The following is a 16,150-nucleotide window of genomic DNA, read 5'->3' on the forward strand; positions in this document are numbered from 1 at the left end:
CTGTCTCCAGTGTGAAGGAGCCGCGCGGCCCGGGACAGGCGACGTCGATCATTCAGCGGCAGTCGCCAGGAACGCGGCCTGCCGCCATTTCTCCAGCACTGTCACCGAGCGCAGTCGCCAGCCACCGTCCGCACGCGCCAGCGCGAACGCGTACCGTCCGCCGGACACGAAGTCCTCGCCCGACTCCAGCCGCATAGGGTTCACGTAGTCGGCCTGCGCCTCGGCCCGGTCGCCCGGGTACCCGCCGAGGTCCTGAAGATGCACCCGCCGGTTCACGATCAGGTGCTGGCGTACGGGGAACAGCCGCATCGTCTCCGCCAGCCAGCCGGCCACCTCCTCCGCAGGCCCCTCGATGCCGCCGGCGCCGCGGTAGTCGGCGCGTCCGTCAGGGGTGAAGAGGGCCCGGTACCCGGTCCAGTCTGCGTCGTCCACGGCCACCGCGTATCCGGTGATCACTTCATCGATGGCCAGCCGGTCCATCACGGTCGCGAGATCCACGCGCTGCGTCATCGGCCAAGTGTGGGTCAGCGGGCGCGCCACGCCAAGGGTCCACGCAGGGTCAGCGCCGGGAGTGCGAGGCCGGTTCGCCGCGGCGGACCGCGCCGGGGGCGCGGGCCGCCGGATGGTCCGCGTGGGCGGAGGAGCTGAGCTGCCAGGGGACGCTCGTCACCATGACCCCGGGGGTGAACAGCAGCCGGCTCTTCAGCCACAGCGCCGACTGGTTGTGCAGGAAGTTCTCCCACCAGTGGCCCACGACGTACTCGGGGATGAAGACGGCGACCACATCGCGGGGGCTCTCGCGCCGGATGGAACGCACGTACACGAGGACAGAGGCGGTGATCTCCCGATAGGGCGAGTCGAGGACCTTCAGCGGCACCTCGATCCCGTACTCCTCCCACTTCCGCTGCAGTTCCGCCGAGGCAGCCCTGTCGACGGCGACGGTCAGCGCCTCCAGCCGGTCCGGCCGCAGCGCACGCGCGTACGCCAGGGCCCGCAGCGTGGGCTTGTGCAGGGTGGAGACCAGCACGATGCCCAGGACCCTGGAGGGAGGCGCCAGATCGCGGCGCGGGTCGGTGGTCGCCAGTTCGGCCGCCGTGGTGTCGTAGTGCCGGCGGATGGCCCGCATGTTCACCCACAGCACGGCGGCGGCGAGCACCGCCAGCCAGGCACCTTGGGTGAACTTGGTGAGCAGCACGATCACCAGGACCAGGGCCGTGATGAGCGCGCCGGTCGCGTTGATGACCCGGGCGACGCCGTGGCGGCGGCGCAGGACGGGATCGGTCTCCGTGCGCAGCTCCCGGTTCCAGTGCCGGACCATTCCGGTCTGGGAGAGCGTGAAGGAGGTGAACACACCCAGGATGTACAGGTGGATGAGGCTCGTGACGTTCGCCTTGTACGCCCACAGCAGCAGTCCGGCGACGACCGCGAGGGCCAGGATGCCGTTGGAGAAGGCCAGCCGGTCACCGCGGTTGTGCAGCTGGCGGGGCAGGTAGCGGTGCTGGGCGAGGATCGAGGCGAGCAACGGGAAGCCGTTGTATGCGGTGTTGGCGGCGAGGATCAGGACGAGCGCCGTGGCGGCCTGGACGTAGTAGAAGCCGAAGCTGGAGCTGCCGCCGAAGACGGAGGCGGCCAGCTGTGCGATGACGGTGCGCTGCGTGTAGTTCGCGCAGTCGGCCAGGCCCGACAACCGGCAGGGGTCCTCGGCGATGTGCACCTTCGCGATGATCGCGAGCGTCGTCACCCCGACGAACATGGTCACGGCGATGAGGCCCATGGCGGCCATGGTGGTGGCGGCGTTCCGCGACTTCGGCTTGCGGAAGGCCGGTACCCCGTTGGAGATCGCCTCCACTCCGGTCAGCGCCGTACAGCCGCTGGAGAAGGCCCGCAGGACCAGCATCACCAGCGCGAGACCGACGAGGTCGGCGTCCGCGGGGTCGGGCTCGATGCCGTACTGGGCGGTCTCGGCCACCGGGGCGTCCCCGAGCAGATAGCGGAGCAGTCCCGTGCCGCACATGATCAGTACGCCGGCGATGAACAGATACGTCGGTGCGGCGAAGGCCCGGCCGGACTCGCGCACGCCGCGGAGGTTCATCGCGGTCAGCAGGCCCACGAAGACCAGCGCCATCAGCACGCGGTACTCGGCGAGTTCCGGGATCGCCGAGATGATGTTGTCCACCCCGGAGGCCACCGACACCGCGACGGTCATGACGTAGTCGACCAGCAGCGCGGCGGCGACCACGAGACCGGCGGAGGGGCCCAGATTGGTGGACGCGACCTCGTACGAGCCGCCGCCGCTCGGGTAGGCGTGCACCACCTGGCGGTACGAGAGCACGACGACGGTCATCAGGAACACGACCGCGGCCGCGATCCACGGGGTGAAGTGCAGGTAGGCCAGGCCGCCGAGGGTGAGGACCAGGAGGATCTCCTGGGTGGCGTAGGCCACCGAGGAGAGCGGGTCGGAGGCGAAGATCGGCAGCGCCAGCCGTTTGGGAAGCAGGGTCCCGCCCAGTTCCTCGCTGCGCAGCGCGGGGCCGATGACCAGCCGTTTCAGGACCGCCGTCACGTTGAACACGGCGTGAGCGTATGTGGGGGACCCGGCCGGGTCCGGCCCCGCCGCGCCGTTGCGCGCCGGGGCCGGGTGCGTCATGGGCCGGCCGGGGGAACGCCGACCGGAGGTCAGCTCCCGGACTCTCCCGCATGCGGGCTCAGCACGTCCGTGCCGACGAGTGCGAAGATCAGGATGCCGAGCAGGATCCGGTAGATGACGAACGGCATGAAGCTCTTGGTCGAGATGAACTTCATGAACCAGTTCAAATCGAGGTTCTGAGCGGCTCTGACCTGCTGTTTCGACCACTCTTCAAGATTGAATGGGAGAGCAGTGGGAGATGGCACTTTCGAGTGCTCTCCCTCGCCGGCCACGAAGCGCAGCCACCTGGTTTGCAGCGAATCGGCGATCTCCTGCTCCATGGTCAGCCTCGATGCGTCAGTGGTGATCGCTGTTTCTTGAGGCGATCAGTTCAACCCAGTTTGTCCCGAGAGTGTCGGGCGAGGTCGTCGCGTGTCGCTGCGGCTGCGCCGGGTTCCACGGGCCCGGAGACTGCGGGTTCCCTCCGTTCTGGTCTTCGTCGGGTCGGGGTCCGGCTGTCAGACATCCCATGCCGTAGTGGTGTCAAGCTGCGGCTGGGAGAGTTGCGTGGTGTGACCAGGCGGTGGCCTTGTTGCAGAGGGTGCGGGCCTTGAGGCAGCCGTGGAGGATGCCGACGGGGCGGTTGCCGAGCTGGCGAAGGGCGGGGTTGTAGTTCAGGTCCCGGGCTCGTTGCTTGTCGTAGTAGCGGCGGGCGCCGGGCGAGATCGGCAGTGTGCAGAACGCCTGACGTTGCAGGGCGTCCGCGAGGCCGAGCGTGCCGAGTTGGAGCGGCTGCGGCGGGAGATGTCGGAGAAGGACACGCGGATACGCGAGCTGGAGATGGAACGTGATGTCCTCAAGCGATGCATGGTCCTCTGGGCGAAGTAACCGGGACGGACCCGGCCGCCCTGGCCGTGTTCATCTGTAACCAGAGGACCGAGCACCGCATCCCGCACCGGCCGGCCTGCAGAGCTCTCAGGGTGTCGGAGTCCTGGTTCTCAAGTGGCGCGACGAGCCCGCCACTGCGCGTGAGGTCCGGCGCGGACAGATGGCCGACGTGGTCCGGCAGATCTTCGAGGACTCCGGCGGCACCTACGGTTCCCCGAAGGTCGGGCGTCCCCTGGTCCGCGCGGGCTGGAGGGTGTCGGTGAACACCGTCGCCCGTCTGATGGCCGAGATCGGGCTGGCGGGGCGGAAGGTGCGCCGACGGCGCGGGCTGACCCGGCCCGGCAAACGGCCGGCGGCCCCGGACTTCGTGCGGCGGGACTTCACCGCGGGCACTCCATGCGCTGTGCGCCCACTAAGGGCTGTCGCTCAACGACGCGCATGACGCGAGGGCGGACGCCGTGGCCGCCGCACGCGTGGTGCGGCGCATGGGGGAGAAACACCAGCCTGTCGGAGTGATGCCCCTGGAGGACCTGCACGGCCTTCAGGTGGCTGCGGCAGCCGAGCAGTCGCTGTCCTTGCAGGCCTATCTGCGGCGCACGGCGGATCCGGCTGCAGTCGTCGAGCCGGCCTGGCCGCTCATCCCCCGGAAGCGATGACCGTTCCGGTGAGCGCATTCCGGGAGACAGCCTGTCCCTCGGAGAAGATGATCCGACGCCGTGGCCGAGGAGGCCAGGGTGTCAGTTCGGGGCCGGGGAAGCCGCGTCGTCGGCCTTGATGTCGAAGTTGATCTGCTTCCCCTCGACCGAGGTGACCTTGACCGACACGCCCAGCGTGCTGCCGTCGTTTGCCGTGAGAGTGCAGCGGGTGGTGGCGCCGACCTTCCCGGCGAGCTCCTCGGGACAGGTGATGTCCGGCTTCGGCTGGCCCGTGGTGGCCGCGAGCTTTTCGGAGACCGTCGTGGCGAGCTTGTCCGAAGACAGCTTCGGCTCCGAGTTTCCGACGCTGACCGAGCCCGAACAGCCGACGAGCAGCGCGCCGGCGGCCACGGCCGAGAGGCTCCACGTCACTGCGGTCAAGCGGGCTATGGGCATGGGGAGCTCCATTTCGAGTGATCAGGACAGTCGCCGGAAGCATACGTGGCACCGTGCCGCCGGCATGTCGCCGGAGAGTGCCGACGGGCCGCTCAGAGCTTGCCGAAGATCACTCCGCGCCAGGTCCAGCCCGACTTGAGGGTGGTGTTCCGCAGGGGGTCCGTCAGCTGCGCGCTGTCGAAGCTGAAAGACTCGGTCGCTTCGAGGCGGCCGCTCTCCCCCCGCTGGAGGGTGTACCGGCGGGAGACGGTCCTGCCCCCGCCGCGGGCGTACTCCGCCGAAGTCTGGAGCCGCGGAGGATTCCCGACGCGGGTGACCTCCCACTGCTCCTCGACGGCACGCAGCTCGGGGACGTCCTCGGCCAGACGCATCCGGATCCGGATGGCGTGCGTCAGCTGGGACCCGATGAAGAAGGTCTGCCAGGCGGGCTCGGCGATCCGCCACTCCGCCACCAGATCGGCGCCGTGCGCCGCGCCGTCGCTGATGATGAACGGGACATCCGGCCGGTTGAGACCGAGCAGAGCTGTCCGCAACTCCTCGGCCGATCGTGGCGCGACCCCGGCCTCGGGGCGCTTGGTTCCGGTCAGCATGTCGAAGAATCCCATGAGGTCAACCTATGAGGGGTCGGATTGTCGCTGCAAGAAGGGCTGTTCCGGCGGACGCCCTACGAGGTCGCGTCAGTGTCCGGGCGGACCGTGCGCACGAAGTCCCGGAAGTCCTCCACGACGGTGCTGTGCTGGGAGGCGGTCACCGTCAGGATCAGACGGATCACCGCCCGCCTGCTCGGATCGGTGACGTCGAGCATGGACAGGTAGACCTGCGACTGCACGAGGTTGCGGAGCGCGCCCCCGGCGACGGCCGAGACGGCCAGGGTCTGGGTGAGGCCGGGAGCCTCCTCGGAACCGACCTCGCGGCGTTCGGCGATGTCGACCGACGCGGCGGACCTGCGCAGGTTCTCCACCGATTCGTCGGCGATCTCGGGGAGCGTCGCCGCGTCCGAGCGGAACTCGCCGTCGACCGTGATGTTCGCGGTGAATCCCGCATCCGGATGCGGGTGCAGGGCGACGAACGCCGCGCCCGCCGCGCCCACTCCGTCCGGCGGTGTGGCGCGCCAGCCGTCCGGCAGTTCGAACGCGATCGGTACAGGCAGGGTGGTGGTCATCCCGGTTTCTCCTTACGGCGACGGTGTGCTTACGGCAGCGCGTCCGCGGTGGCGGGCGTCAGAACACGCTGCCGATCCCGTCTCCTACCCAACCCGCCGCATCGCCCACGGCCCCGGCCGCGTCGCCCACGGTATCGACGACCTTTCCCGGATCGACGGTGAACTCGAAGCCCACGGCGCCACCGAGGCCGGGCGAAAGGCCCACCTTCGGACCGAAGTGCCATACGCCGTTGGCGTCCTTGCTCGCGTTCAGACTCGCCTCCGCGCCGGGACCCGCCCAGCCCTCGGCCGTGACACCCGCGCCGATTCCACCGATGTCCGCGCCCGCGCCGGCGCTGGCCTTCGCGCCGGCGAAGGCCTCGGCGCCCAGCTGCACGCCGTCCAGACCCGCTTGCGCGTTGACCCCGGCCTCGGCGCCCGCCATGGTCTCCGCCCGACTGTACACGCCGACGGTGCCGACGTCGGCGGTGCCGTTGGCCGAAGCCTCGCCGCCCGCGAAGGCATTGGCCTCGGCCTGGGCGCCCTCATTGGTGATGCCGGCGGCCGCCGAGGCCTTGGCGCCCGCATAGGCTTCGGCTTCTCCGGCCAGCTTGACCGGACCGTTGGTGAGCGTGCCCTCCGCCTTGGCGCGGCCGAGGTCGGCGTGCGCCTCGGCCTCGGCCAGCTTCCCCTTCCCGATGTTCGGACCGCTGGCGTCCGTCCCGACTCCTGGCCCCGAGGCCTCGGAGTCGGTCTCGGAGACCCATCCGTCCTTCTTGCCGGGCTTGGGGTCCGGCTTACCGGCCTTCGCCAGATCGCCCTCGGCCCGGGTGTTGAACCCGCCGATGCCGATACCGTCCAGCGAAACATCGCTCGTCGCGCGGGACAGCGCCCGCTTCACGCTCTGGTCGGCGGCGTCGACGGCCTTGACCGCCTTGGCTATCTCGTCGGTCCAGCCCTGCGCCTTCACCCGGGCGTCGGCCAGCAGGCGAGTGTGGTCGGCGTCGTGCTGGAAGACGTACCGCTCCTGCGTGGAGAGGTTGTCGTAGCCGACGAAGGTCGCCTTCCCGGCGCTGTCGACCTTGTATTCCTTCTTCTCTGCGTCCTCGACCAGGTCCTTGACCGCCTTCTGCAGGCGGGTCAGCTCGGTCTGTGCGTCCGTGAGGAGGCTGGCGATGGCCAGTGCCTCGGTCTTCGCCGCCCCGAACTCGAAGGCGGTGGCCGCGGCGTTGTTCTGCTGGGCGCTGAAGGCCTGGCCCTGCCAGTTCCCGTTGGCCAGCACGCCTTGCACGTTCTGCTCGTAATTGGTCTTCAGCTCACCGAAGCGCTCGCCCATCTTCTTCCACGCCCCGGCCACGTCCGTGAAGGAGGACAGATCGGCCGTCACCACGTCCTGATAGTTCAGCGTCATGGTGGTGCCCGTCACATCCCGTCGAAGCTGCTGGGGAGCCGTATGGAGCTGGCCTGAGTGCCGGTGGCGAGGTCCTGGTTGTGGAGGATGTTCTTCGCGCCCTTGAGCCCGTTGAGCTCATGCTGCAACCGGCCCATCAGTCGGTTCGCCTGCCCCTGCCAAGCGCCCAGCGCGTCGGAGACGCCCTGGTCCGAGGCCCAGCCGGAGAGCCCCTTCAGCCCGGTGTCCTGCTTCAGCAGGGGGCTCGGGGGAGCCGCCGACGGGGCGAGGAAGGGAGTCCGCACGGATCCACCGCCGACCGCCATGCGACCGGCCGCCTGGGTGTCGGGCATCAGATGTTCTTCCATGTACTTCGTCGCGCGTTTCTTGTCGCTCGCCGAGCTTGCGAGCTTCTGCTCGCCGCCTTCTCCGGTTTCCATGGGCAACCCCCTTTGCAATCGCACCTGTTCGGCCTCACAGCCAGGAGGCATAGTACGGAACGATCACCGCTCACCGGAACTGCACCCCCCCAGGTCGTTCAGAAGGGGTATCAGCGGACCTCGGGATCGGCCTCGCGCAGCGAAGCCACCCGGCGGCGGAACTCCGCCGGCGCCTTCGGGTTTGCCGGGGCGTGCTGGGAGACCCACGCGCAGCTCGTCGTCTCGCGGGCTCCGCGCAGGACCGCGACAGCCCTCCCAGGTGTGGACGTCCCAGCCATAGGCCGCGGTGAACGCGTCGTACGACGCCGCGGGCAGGCCGTACCGGTCGCGGGAGATCCGCGTCGAGAACGACGAAGACGACGACCACAACCCGGACACCTGCTGGCAGGGCGGTTTTGACTGCATCCTCGGCAACCCGCCCTGGGAGCGCGCCAAGATCCAGGAGAAGGAGTGCTTCGCCTCCCGCGACGAGACCGTCGCCGACGCGCTGAACGCCCACGAACGCAAGAAGCTCATCGCGGCGCTTCAGCAGAGCGAGGACGCCGTCGACCGCGAGCACTACGACGACTTCCAGGTGGCGCTGCGCGAGGCGGCAGGTACGACGCTGATGCTCCGCAACTCCGGCATCTTCCCGCTCACCGGACGCGGCGACGTCAATGCGTACGCGGTGTTCGCTGAGCGCGCCCGGATGCTGCTCGCGCCGAAGGGCATGTCGGGGCTTGTTCTGCCGACGGGGATCGCGACGGACATGACGACGTCGCGGTTCTTCGGGGATCTGGTGGAGCGGCGGCAGTTGGTGACGGTGTTGGACATGGAGAACGAGGAGAAGGTCTTTCCCGACGTCCACAACCAGTACCGCTTCTGCCTGTTCACCGTTCGTGGACCGGACGGGCGCCATGCTTCCACCTCTCCGCCTGCCTGGTCATCGACGGGAAGGTGGTCGACTTCGCCGAGGAGGAGCGCTTCTCCCGCCGCAAGCACCACAAGGACTCCCGCTCCTGCGCGGCGGCCGCGGCCTACTGCCTGTCCGAGGCCGGCTTCACCCTGGCCGACGCTGACGAGATCGCCATCGCCTTCAACCCGGCCTGGCCTACGCCGAGCGACATCTGCACGGACGCCGAGCTGATCGCCGAACTCCTCGACCCCGCCCTGTTCGGCCACCACCGGCCCCGGCAGGTCACCGTGGTCGAGCACCACCTCGCGCACGCCGCCTCCGCCTTCCAGCCCAGCGGCTTCGACGAGGCCGCCGTCCTGGTGGTCGACGGCTCCGCCGACGGCGTCTCCGCCACCCTCGCCACGGCACCGCCGACGGACTGAAGGTCCTGCGCCAGTTCCCGTTCAGCCAGTCGCTGGGCTGGTTCTACGAGACCGTCGCCGAACACCTCGGACTCGGCAACTGGATCAGCTCCGGCAAGCTCATGGGCCTGGCCGGCTACGGCAACCCCGACCGCTACACCCTCGACTTCCTCACCGCCCGCGCCGGCGGCTCGTCGAGAAGGGGCTGAGCGACGTCATCGTGACGGCCGCAGTGGCACTTGCCACCATCAGCCCGGACCCGGAGAAGGCGCTCGCCGGCCGTGTCCAGGGCCTGCTGGCGCGCCTCAGCCTCGACTGACCCGCGCCGGCCGCCACGCGGAAGGGCCCGCACAGCTGCTGCTGTGCGGGCCCTTCCGCGTCATCCCCTGCTTTGCGGACGCACACGTCCTAGTGGGGCGTATCCCGCCTCCCCGGTGGGAGATGAGTTGGGAGACAAGTGGGAGATGATCATGGCGTGGTGCTGCAATCAGGAGCTAGGAAATGCTAGGTAGCGCTACCTGTGTGGCTCGGTTTCAGCCGCCGGATTCGCCCGCGTGCGGGCTCAGCACACCGGCTCCCACCAGCACGAACAGCAGGATGCCGAGCAGGATCCGGTAGATGACGAACGGCATGAAGCTCTTGGTCGAGATGAACTTCATGAACCAGGCGATGACCGCGTAACCGACGCCGAACGCGATGACTGTCGCGAACGCGGTCGGGCCCCACGACACATGGCCGCCCTCACTCGCGTCCTTGAGCTCGAAGAGCCCCGAGGCGAGCACGGCCGGGATCGCCAGCAGGAACGAGTAACGGGCCGCCGCCTCACGGGTGTAGCCCATCAGGAGACCGCCGCTGATGGTGGCTCCTGAGCGCGAGACGCCGGGGATCAGTGCCATCGCCTGGCAGACGCCGTAGATCAGACCGTCCTTGATGCTCAGGTCCTTCAGGGACTTGCGCTCCCGGACCACGCGGTGCTTCCCGCCGATCTCGTCGCGGGCGGCGAGACGGTCGGCGACGCCGAGGACGATGCCCATGACGATGAGCATGGTGGCGGTCAGCCGCAGGTCACGGAACGGGCCCTCGATCTGGTCCTTGAGCGTCACCCCGAGCACGCCGATCGGAATGGAGCCGACGATGACCAGCCAGCCCATCTGCGCGTCGTGGTCACCGCGCATCGCCTTGTTCGTCAGCGAGCGGAACCAGGCGGAGACGATGCGCGCGATGTCCTTGCGGAAGTAGATCAGCACGGCCGCCTCGGTGCCGATCTGGGTGATCGCGGTGAAGGCGGCACCGGGGTCGTGCCACCCCGCGAACGCCGCCGTGAGACGCAGATGCGCGCTGGAGGAGATGGGCAGGAACTCCGTCAGCCCCTGGACGAGCCCGAGGATGAATGATTCGAACCACGACATGAAAGCTAAGCCATCCAAGTGCTGGTCAGGTCGGAACGTCGGAAGGTACGGGACGGGCCGCGATCATGCGCCCACCGCGTGGCAGCGTAGCGCCCGCCGGTGTCCGGCCGTCCGGCGGGCTGCTCGTACGGGAACTCCGCGCTCCCGGCGCGCGAAAGGCCGGGTCGCGTTCCCGGCCTCAGGACCGGGAACGCGCACTCAGGACCGGGGACGCGCTCTAACGAAGCGGGGACGGCGGCGGGCCGCCGACCAGGCCCTGGTGGGCCGCCTGGAGTCCGGCCTGGAACCGCGTCCGGGCGCCGAGAAGGTCCATGATCCTGCGCATACGGCGCTCCACCGTGCGCTGCGCGACACCGAGACGGCGGGCGATGGCCTGATCGGTGAGGCCCGAGGCGGACAGGGCGAGGAGCCGTTCGTCCTCGGCGGACAAAGGATGCTCCGGGGGCGTCCGTCGGTCGGCCGGCCACAGCGGTACCGCTCGCCGCCACAGCATCTCGAACAGCACCACGAGTGCGTCGAGCAGCGCGGAGCGCTGCAGCACCATCACCTCGCGCTCGGTCGGCAGCACGAACGGCACGAGGGCGGTCCGCCGGTCGGCGATCACCAGCTTGAGCGGCACCTCGTCGACGACCCTGCTGTCCTCGCCCAGCAGCGCCAGCTCCCGGCACAGGCCGAGCTGTCCGGGCGAATCCAGCGAGCTGTGGTCGTAGATGGTGCGGTAGCGCACCCCGCGGCGCATGAGCTCTCCCTGTACGGAGATCTGCCGTTCGGCAGGCTGGGCGACATAGGGGGGCCGGTCGAGGATGAGCACCTCGTCCTTGGTGGACTGCTGGGTCTGGAAGAAGCGTTGAGCGATCGCGTCCCGTCCGGTCAGCACCTGGACCGACGGGCCCGTGCCGACGCGCTGTCCGTTGCGGAACTCCTCGGCGAGCGGGGCCGCCGCAAGCCGTGCGCGCTCGATCTCCTCCTGCCGCTGCAGGGCCAGCACCTCGGTCACGACGTCGGGGGGCGCCGGGGCGAAGCGCACCGGACGGCTGGGGACGCGGGTGAGCATGCCCCGCTTCTCGAGCGATCGCGCCCTGCGCCGGACCCGGGCGGCGTCCCAGCCGGTGGCCGCGGCGAGTTCGGCGACGGTCGCGCCGGGGCGGGCGAGCAGGAACCGGTAGAGGCGTTCGTCGGCGGCGGGCACGCCCAGCGCGGCCAGCCGGTGCTCCGTGCCGCCGCCCGGCGGATCCGCCGCCCCGGTCTGCCGCCCGCCACCCATGGTCCGCCCTTCCCGCGCGCTTCGTCGGGACACCGGCCCGACGTTAGGCGGACGGCGGTCAGTGGTCCAGACCCCTGGAGTCAGCCCACGGTCTCCGCGGCCGGGCCGGACACCGTCCAGCCCGGCGCGTGCACATGCGGCGTCAGGGTGTCCGGGGTGGCCTCCGCGCCGCAGGCCGTACAGACGACCACCGGCCGCAGCTCCTCGCCGCACGAGTGCTCCAGCACCGTCGGCGGGTGCCCGGGCAGATGCCGGTCGCCCCAGGCCATCAGCGTCACCAGGACCGGGTACAGCTCGCGGCCGGCCTCCGTCGGGACGTACTCGAAGCGCTGGGGACGCTCGCTGTAGGGGACCTTCTCCAGCACTCCCGCCTCGACGAGGCGGCGCAGCCGGGCGGTGAGGATGTCGCGCGGTGCGCCGGTGTTGCGGGCGATCCGGTCGAAGCGGCGGACGCCGAGGAAGACCTCGCGAAGAACGAGCAGGGCGTACTTCTCTCCGACGAGAGCGAGGGTGCCGGCGATGGAGCACGGCCGGGAGGTCTTCATGGCTCCAGCTTAGGAGCGGAGGGTTGGAATTCCCAACCCAGTGGCCCGCCGGTCGACGGGCAGCGGGTCACACCGAGCGCAGCCGGTGCCGTTTGCGCCAGGCGACGAGCGCTCCGGCCAGGGTCGACGCGACGATGAAGCCCGCGGCGATCAGGAAGACGGGTGACGTGGGCGAAGCCGCGCTGCTGCCCGCCACCACGTAGGCCGCGGTGTTCGGGACGGACCCGATGCCGGTCGCCAGGAGGAAGGGCAGGTAGCCCATCCGTGACACGGCGGCGCAGTAGTTGCTGGCGGCGAACGGGATACCGGGGAGCAGCCTCAGGACCAGCACCGATCGGAAACCGTGCCGGCTCAGCTGGCCGTCCGCCGCCGTGAGCCAGCGTCCCCTCAGCAGTGGCCTCAGGGCGTCCTGACCGAGGAGCCGCCCGAGGGTGAACGAGATGCCCGCGCCCAGCACGGTGCCCGCGATCGCCGCCGCCAGACCGGCCTGCGAGCCGAACAGCGCACCGGCCGCCAGATTCAGCAGCGGGCGTGGCACGAACGCAGCCGTGCACAGCCCGTACGCGGCGGCGAAGAGAGCCACCGCCGCCCCGCCGCTCACCTGCGGCGGCCAGCCCGTCGCCAGCAGCTGCTGTGGTTCGTACGCCACGACCGCGGATGCCGCGCACGCCAGCAGCAGCACCAGCAGCGCAAGCCGTGACCAGGGTGAGAGGAGGACGCGGCCGCAGCGGAGGGCGAGGCCGTCGCGCGGCCCGGGGACGGGGTCGAGCATCCGGGGAGACTAACCGACGCGGTCGTATGATCGCCGTAATGTGTGGCGCATGACCCTCCCCGTACCGCGCAGCGCACTCGCCGACACGGTGCTCGAACGGCTCACTGTCACGTACACCGGTGCGGCCGACCCGGTCCGGGCCCGCGAGGCCGCCGCCTACATGAAGGACATCGCACCCTTCCTCGGCATCCGCACCCCCGAACGGCGTCGCCTGTCCCGTACGGTTCTCGACGGCACCCCGAGGCCCGCCGAGGCCGACTGCGCGGCGATAGCCCTGCGCTGCTGGGAGCTGCCCGAGCGCGAGTACCACTACTTCGCCGTCGACTATCTGCGGCGCCACGCCGGACGCTGCTCCTCGGGCTTCCTCCCGGTCGCCCGCCACCTGATCGCCACGGTCTCGTGGTGGGACACGGTGGACATGCTCGCCGCCCACGTCGTCGGTCCGCTCGTCGCCGCCGACGCGGAACTCGTCGCCGCGATGGACGAGTGGATCGAGGACGACAACCTCTGGGTCGCCCGCACGGCCCTGCTCCACCAGCTCGGTTACAAGCAGGCGACGGACGCGGAACGGCTCTTCCGGTACTGCCTGCGCCAGTCCGGGCACTGCGACTTCTTCATCCGCAAGGCGATCGGCTGGAGCCTGCGCGAATACGCCAAGACCGACCCGGACGCCGTACGGGACTTCGTCGCCACGTCCCGTGACCGGCTCGCGCCGCTCTCGGTGCGCGAAGCTCTCAAGAACCTGTGACGCCGGCCGGGAACCGGTGATCAGCGCCGGTGACCGGTAACTCCCGCCCGGGGGAAAACCATTCGACGGCCGCCCGCACGGTCGGCGATCATCGACGCATGTTCCGGTACGCCTTCCCCGCAGCGCCGTCCGCAGTCGCGGACGCGCCGAAGGCTGCCTTCCTCCTCGCAGCAGCAGCAGCAGCAGCAGCCGTCGCGGCAGTCGCCGCTGCTGTCTTCGCAGCCGCAGCGGCCACAGCGGCGCCCCTCGACGGCGCCCGAAGCTGACCCTTCCCGGAATGTCCGGCGGACCCCGCAGGGGGAGGGTCGGTCCGGCCAAGGGGTCCCCCTCCGCAGGGAGTTCACTCTTCGAGTTCCGGGAAGGAACTGCGACAGCCATGCCCAAGACGGCATACGTGCGCACCAAGCCGCACCTCAACATCGGCACCATGGGCCACGTCGACCACGGCAAGACCACGCTGACCGCCGCCATCACCAAGGTCCTCAGCGAGCGCGGGACCGGCACCTTCGTTCCGTTCGACCGGATCGACCGGGCGCCGGAGGAGGCCGCCCGGGGCATCACGATCAACATCGCGCACGTCGAGTACGAGACCGACACCCGGCACTACGCGCACGTCGACATGCCCGGCCACGCCGACTACGTGAAGAACATGGTCACCGGCGCCGCCCAGCTCGACGGCGCGATCCTCGTCGTCTCGGCGCTCGACGGGGTCATGCCGCAGACCGCCGAGCACGTCCTGCTGGCCCGTCAGGTCGGCGTCGACCACATCGTCGTCGCGCTCAACAAGGCCGACGCGGGCGACCCCGAGCTGACCGACCTGGTCGAGCTCGAGGTGCGCGAGCTGCTCACGGCGCACGGCTACGGCGGCGACGCGGTGCCGGTCGTCAGGGTCTCGGGGCTCAAGGCCCTGGAGGGTGACCCGCGCTGGACGGCCGCCGTGGAGGCGCTGCTCGACGCCGTCGACACCTATGTGCCGATGCCGGTCCGCTACACGGACGCGCCGTTCCTGCTCCCGGTGGAGAACGTGCTCACCATCACCGGGCGCGGCACGGTCGTCACGGGCGCCGTCGAGCGCGGCACCGTGCGCGTCGGCGACCAGGTGGAGGTGCTCGGGGCGGACGTCACCACCGTCGTCACCGGCCTGGAGACCTTCGGCAAGCCGATGGAGTCCGCCGAGGCCGGCGACAACGTGGCGCTGCTGCTGCGCGGTGTGCCGCGTGACGCGGTGCGGCGCGGCCATGTGGTCACGGCGCCCGGCAGCGTCACGCCCAGCCGCCGTTTCACCGCCCAGGTGTACGTCCTGTCCGGCCGTGAGGGCGGCCGTACGACGCCGATCGGCACGGGCTACCGGCCGCAGTTCTACATCCGCACCGCGGATGTGGTCGGGGACGTCGACCTCGGCGAGGCGGGGGTCGCGCGTCCCGGCGACACGGTCACCATGACCGTCGAGCTCGGCCGCGACACTCCGCTGGAGCCCGGGCTGGGCTTCGCGATCCGCGAGGGCGGCCGCACGGTGGGCGCGGGCACCGTCACCGAGCTGGCCTGAGCCGAGGGCCCGCTTCCCGCCGTCCGCGGGGGAGCGGGCCCGCCCCGTACACGTCACACTGCTGCCATGGCGGACACTGACGCGCACGAGGACGTGGTGAGGGACGAGCCGACGAAGAGCCGTCGGACGGCACTGGTACTCGGCGGTGGCGGGCTCGCCGGGATCGGCTGGGAGGTCGGCATCCTGCACGGCCTCGCCGAGGCCGGCGCCGACCCGACCGGCGCCGATCTGATCGTCGGGACCTCGGCGGGCTCGGTCGTCGGAGCCCAGCTCACCTCCGGCCTGCTCACCCTTCCGGAGCTGTATGAGCGTCAGCTCGCCGATCCGGAGGGTGAGGTGCCCGCAGGCATGGGCCCCACCGTCCTCGCCCGCTACCTCTGGGGGGTGCTGCGCTCGCGCGACGCCGAGGCGTACGGCGCGCGCATGGGGCGGCTCGCGCTGTCCACCCGTACCGAGCCGGAGGAGGTACGGCGGGCCGTCTTCGCCGCCCGGCTGCTCACGCACGACTGGCCGCGGGCGCGGCGGCTCGTCGTCACCGCGGTGGACGCCCTGACCGGGGAGTTCCGGGCCTTCGACGAGGCGAGCGGTGTACCGCTGCTCGACGCGGTCGGCGCGAGTTGCGCCGTGCCCGGCGTATGGCCGCCCGTCACCATCGGCGGGCGGCGTTTCATCGACGGCGGAGTGCGCTCGTCCACGAACGCGGACCTCGCGGTCGGCTACGGCACGGTCGTCATCGTCGCGCCGATCTCGGTCGGCGGCGGGCCCGTACCCTCGGCGCGCGTGCAGGCGGCCAGGCTCACCGCGGCGGGGGCGCACGTGGTCCTGATCACCCCGGACCGGGCGGCCCGCCGGGCGTTCGGGCGCAATGTGCTGGATCCTTCGCGCCGGGCACCGTCCGCCCGGGCGGGCCGTGCCCAGGCGGTGGCGCACGCCCAGGCCGTACGGGCGATCCTGCCGGGCTGACCCCGACCATCCGGCGTCCGGGCCGTGGCGG

General features: G+C 70.6%; 19 protein-coding genes and 4 pseudogenes. 9 read left to right on the forward strand and 14 right to left on the reverse strand.

Annotated elements, in window-relative coordinates; genetic code table 11:
• Window positions 1–48 precede the first annotated feature (48 nt).
• The 3 genes and pseudogenes from ACIQMR_RS32575 to ACIQMR_RS32585 form a co-directional block, all read right to left on the reverse strand.
• On the reverse strand, window positions 49–510 hold the full coding sequence (locus ACIQMR_RS32575) for a nuclear transport factor 2 family protein (protein ID WP_401394997.1): 462 nt from the start codon (window positions 508–510) through the stop codon (window positions 49–51).
• A gap of 49 nt (window positions 511–559) precedes the next feature.
• On the reverse strand, window positions 560–2,572 hold the full coding sequence (locus ACIQMR_RS32580) for an APC family permease (RefSeq protein WP_401395000.1): 2,013 nt from the start codon (window positions 2,570–2,572) through the stop codon (window positions 560–562).
• A gap of 104 nt (window positions 2,573–2,676) precedes the next feature.
• Window positions 2,677–2,808 (reverse strand): annotated as a pseudogene (locus ACIQMR_RS32585) (undecaprenyl-diphosphatase); the annotation flags it as partial.
• A 439-nt stretch (window positions 2,809–3,247) separates the two neighbouring features.
• On the opposite strand from ACIQMR_RS32585, the gene ACIQMR_RS32590 reads away from it, so the two are divergent.
• The 3 genes and pseudogenes from ACIQMR_RS32590 to ACIQMR_RS32600 all read left to right on the forward strand — a co-directional run.
• On the forward strand, window positions 3,248–3,514 hold the full coding sequence (locus ACIQMR_RS32590; RefSeq protein ID WP_401395003.1) for a hypothetical protein: 267 nt from the start codon (window positions 3,248–3,250) through the stop codon (window positions 3,512–3,514).
• Window positions 3,515–3,674: 160 nt separating this feature from the next.
• Window positions 3,675–3,824: pseudogene (locus ACIQMR_RS32595) on the forward strand (transposase); the annotation flags it as partial.
• 76 nt (window positions 3,825–3,900) lie between these two features.
• Window positions 3,901–4,170: pseudogene (locus ACIQMR_RS32600) on the forward strand (3'-5' exonuclease); the annotation flags it as partial.
• A gap of 81 nt (window positions 4,171–4,251) precedes the next feature.
• On the opposite strand, the gene ACIQMR_RS32605 reads toward ACIQMR_RS32600, so the two are convergent.
• The 7 genes and pseudogenes from ACIQMR_RS32605 to ACIQMR_RS32635 form a co-directional block, all read right to left on the reverse strand.
• The gene (locus tag ACIQMR_RS32605; protein WP_401395006.1) at window positions 4,252–4,605 is read right to left on the reverse strand and encodes a DUF4333 domain-containing protein; all 354 of its coding nucleotides are present in this window, start codon (window positions 4,603–4,605) and stop codon (window positions 4,252–4,254) included.
• Between the two features lie 92 nt (window positions 4,606–4,697).
• Window positions 4,698–5,210: a hypothetical protein gene (locus tag ACIQMR_RS32610; protein WP_401395008.1), complete on the reverse strand. Its 513-nt coding sequence runs from the start codon at window positions 5,208–5,210 to the stop codon at window positions 4,698–4,700.
• 59 nt (window positions 5,211–5,269) lie between these two features.
• Window positions 5,270–5,767, reverse strand: a complete 498-nt coding sequence (locus ACIQMR_RS32615; RefSeq protein ID WP_401395011.1) for a hypothetical protein — start codon at window positions 5,765–5,767, stop codon at window positions 5,270–5,272.
• Window positions 5,768–5,825: 58 nt separating this feature from the next.
• Entirely contained in the window at window positions 5,826–7,157 is a 1,332-nt protein-coding gene (locus tag ACIQMR_RS32620; RefSeq protein WP_401395013.1) for a hypothetical protein, read from the reverse strand.
• A gap of 11 nt (window positions 7,158–7,168) precedes the next feature.
• Window positions 7,169–7,576, reverse strand: a complete 408-nt coding sequence (locus tag ACIQMR_RS32625; RefSeq protein WP_401395016.1) for a hypothetical protein — start codon at window positions 7,574–7,576, stop codon at window positions 7,169–7,171.
• A 110-nt stretch (window positions 7,577–7,686) separates the two neighbouring features.
• Window positions 7,687–7,912, reverse strand: a pseudogene (locus tag ACIQMR_RS32630) (aminoglycoside phosphotransferase family protein); the annotation flags it as partial.
• Window positions 7,913–8,134: 222 nt separating this feature from the next.
• Window positions 8,135–8,449 (reverse strand): hypothetical protein, encoded by a 315-nt coding sequence (locus ACIQMR_RS32635; RefSeq protein ID WP_401395019.1) that lies wholly within the window; start codon window positions 8,447–8,449, stop codon window positions 8,135–8,137.
• A gap of 63 nt (window positions 8,450–8,512) precedes the next feature.
• Between ACIQMR_RS32635 and ACIQMR_RS32640 the strand changes: the two genes are divergently transcribed.
• Both ACIQMR_RS32640 and ACIQMR_RS32645 read left to right on the forward strand, forming a co-directional pair.
• Window positions 8,513–8,893 carry a carbamoyltransferase N-terminal domain-containing protein gene (locus tag ACIQMR_RS32640; protein WP_401395022.1) on the forward strand — a complete coding sequence of 127 codons (381 nt, stop codon included), beginning with the start codon at window positions 8,513–8,515 and terminating at the stop codon, window positions 8,891–8,893.
• 5 nt (window positions 8,894–8,898) lie between these two features.
• The gene (locus ACIQMR_RS32645) at window positions 8,899–9,081 is read left to right on the forward strand and encodes a carbamoyltransferase N-terminal domain-containing protein (RefSeq protein ID WP_401395145.1); all 183 of its coding nucleotides are present in this window, start codon (window positions 8,899–8,901) and stop codon (window positions 9,079–9,081) included.
• 324 nt (window positions 9,082–9,405) lie between these two features.
• On the opposite strand, the gene ACIQMR_RS32650 is transcribed toward ACIQMR_RS32645, so the two are convergent.
• The 4 genes from ACIQMR_RS32650 to ACIQMR_RS32665 all read right to left on the reverse strand — a co-directional run bounded on the left by ACIQMR_RS32650 (window position 9,406) and on the right by ACIQMR_RS32665 (window position 12,862).
• Window positions 9,406–10,281, reverse strand: coding sequence for an undecaprenyl-diphosphate phosphatase (locus ACIQMR_RS32650; RefSeq protein ID WP_401395025.1), 876 nt, complete (start codon window positions 10,279–10,281; stop codon window positions 9,406–9,408).
• Window positions 10,282–10,498: 217 nt separating this feature from the next.
• Complete coding sequence (locus ACIQMR_RS32655; RefSeq protein ID WP_401395028.1) at window positions 10,499–11,578, reverse strand: winged helix-turn-helix transcriptional regulator; 1,080 nt, start codon at window positions 11,576–11,578, stop codon at window positions 10,499–10,501.
• 47 nt (window positions 11,579–11,625) lie between these two features.
• Window positions 11,626–12,090: a winged helix-turn-helix transcriptional regulator gene (locus ACIQMR_RS32660; RefSeq protein ID WP_401395031.1), complete on the reverse strand. Its 465-nt coding sequence runs from the start codon at window positions 12,088–12,090 to the stop codon at window positions 11,626–11,628.
• A gap of 67 nt (window positions 12,091–12,157) precedes the next feature.
• Window positions 12,158–12,862 carry a TVP38/TMEM64 family protein gene (locus ACIQMR_RS32665; protein ID WP_401395033.1) on the reverse strand — a complete coding sequence of 235 codons (705 nt, stop codon included), beginning with the start codon at window positions 12,860–12,862 and terminating at the stop codon, window positions 12,158–12,160.
• Window positions 12,863–12,911: 49 nt separating this feature from the next.
• On the opposite strand from ACIQMR_RS32665, the gene ACIQMR_RS32670 reads away from it, so the two are divergent.
• The 4 genes from ACIQMR_RS32670 to ACIQMR_RS32685 all read left to right on the forward strand — a co-directional run bounded on the left by ACIQMR_RS32670 (window position 12,912) and on the right by ACIQMR_RS32685 (window position 16,119).
• The gene (locus tag ACIQMR_RS32670) at window positions 12,912–13,610 is read left to right on the forward strand and encodes a DNA alkylation repair protein (RefSeq protein WP_401395036.1); all 699 of its coding nucleotides are present in this window, start codon (window positions 12,912–12,914) and stop codon (window positions 13,608–13,610) included.
• A 98-nt stretch (window positions 13,611–13,708) separates the two neighbouring features.
• Window positions 13,709–13,876 (forward strand): hypothetical protein, encoded by a 168-nt coding sequence (locus tag ACIQMR_RS32675; RefSeq protein ID WP_401395038.1) that lies wholly within the window; start codon window positions 13,709–13,711, stop codon window positions 13,874–13,876.
• Window positions 13,877–13,986: 110 nt separating this feature from the next.
• Window positions 13,987–15,156: an elongation factor Tu gene (gene tuf, locus ACIQMR_RS32680; protein WP_401395041.1), complete on the forward strand. Its 1,170-nt coding sequence runs from the start codon at window positions 13,987–13,989 to the stop codon at window positions 15,154–15,156.
• Window positions 15,157–15,222: 66 nt separating this feature from the next.
• On the forward strand, window positions 15,223–16,119 hold the full coding sequence (locus tag ACIQMR_RS32685) for a patatin-like phospholipase family protein (RefSeq protein ID WP_401395044.1): 897 nt from the start codon (window positions 15,223–15,225) through the stop codon (window positions 16,117–16,119).
• The last annotated feature ends 31 nt before the right edge of the window (window positions 16,120–16,150 follow it).

Origin of the sequence: Streptomyces sp. NPDC091376, from assembly GCF_044757085.1 — a bacterium.
GTDB classification, from domain to species: Bacteria; Actinomycetota; Actinomycetes; order Streptomycetales; family Streptomycetaceae; genus Streptomyces; species Streptomyces pratisoli.

Excerpts from the sequence above, each read along its gene's own strand:
- ACIQMR_RS32575 (WP_401394997.1), bottom strand. The coding sequence starts at position 510 with ATGACGCAGCGCGTGGATCTCGCGACCGTGATGGACCGGCTGGCCATC.
- ACIQMR_RS32605 (WP_401395006.1), bottom strand. The coding sequence starts at position 4,605 with ATGCCCATAGCCCGCTTGACCGCAGTGACGTGGAGCCTCTCGGCCGTG.
- ACIQMR_RS32610 (WP_401395008.1), bottom strand. The coding sequence starts at position 5,210 with ATGGGATTCTTCGACATGCTGACCGGAACCAAGCGCCCCGAGGCCGGG.
- ACIQMR_RS32615 (WP_401395011.1), bottom strand. The coding sequence starts at position 5,767 with ATGACCACCACCCTGCCTGTACCGATCGCGTTCGAACTGCCGGACGGC.
- ACIQMR_RS32620 (WP_401395013.1), bottom strand. The coding sequence starts at position 7,157 with ATGACGCTGAACTATCAGGACGTGGTGACGGCCGATCTGTCCTCCTTC.
- ACIQMR_RS32625 (WP_401395016.1), bottom strand. The coding sequence starts at position 7,576 with ATGGAAACCGGAGAAGGCGGCGAGCAGAAGCTCGCAAGCTCGGCGAGC.
- ACIQMR_RS32650 (WP_401395025.1), bottom strand. The coding sequence starts at position 10,281 with ATGTCGTGGTTCGAATCATTCATCCTCGGGCTCGTCCAGGGGCTGACG.
- ACIQMR_RS32660 (WP_401395031.1), bottom strand. The coding sequence starts at position 12,090 with ATGAAGACCTCCCGGCCGTGCTCCATCGCCGGCACCCTCGCTCTCGTC.
- ACIQMR_RS32665 (WP_401395033.1), bottom strand. The coding sequence starts at position 12,862 with ATGCTCGACCCCGTCCCCGGGCCGCGCGACGGCCTCGCCCTCCGCTGC.
- ACIQMR_RS32670 (WP_401395036.1), top strand. The coding sequence starts at position 12,912 with ATGACCCTCCCCGTACCGCGCAGCGCACTCGCCGACACGGTGCTCGAA.
- ACIQMR_RS32675 (WP_401395038.1), top strand. The coding sequence starts at position 13,709 with ATGTTCCGGTACGCCTTCCCCGCAGCGCCGTCCGCAGTCGCGGACGCG.
- tuf (WP_401395041.1), top strand. The coding sequence starts at position 13,987 with ATGCCCAAGACGGCATACGTGCGCACCAAGCCGCACCTCAACATCGGC.
- ACIQMR_RS32685 (WP_401395044.1), top strand. The coding sequence starts at position 15,223 with ATGGCGGACACTGACGCGCACGAGGACGTGGTGAGGGACGAGCCGACG.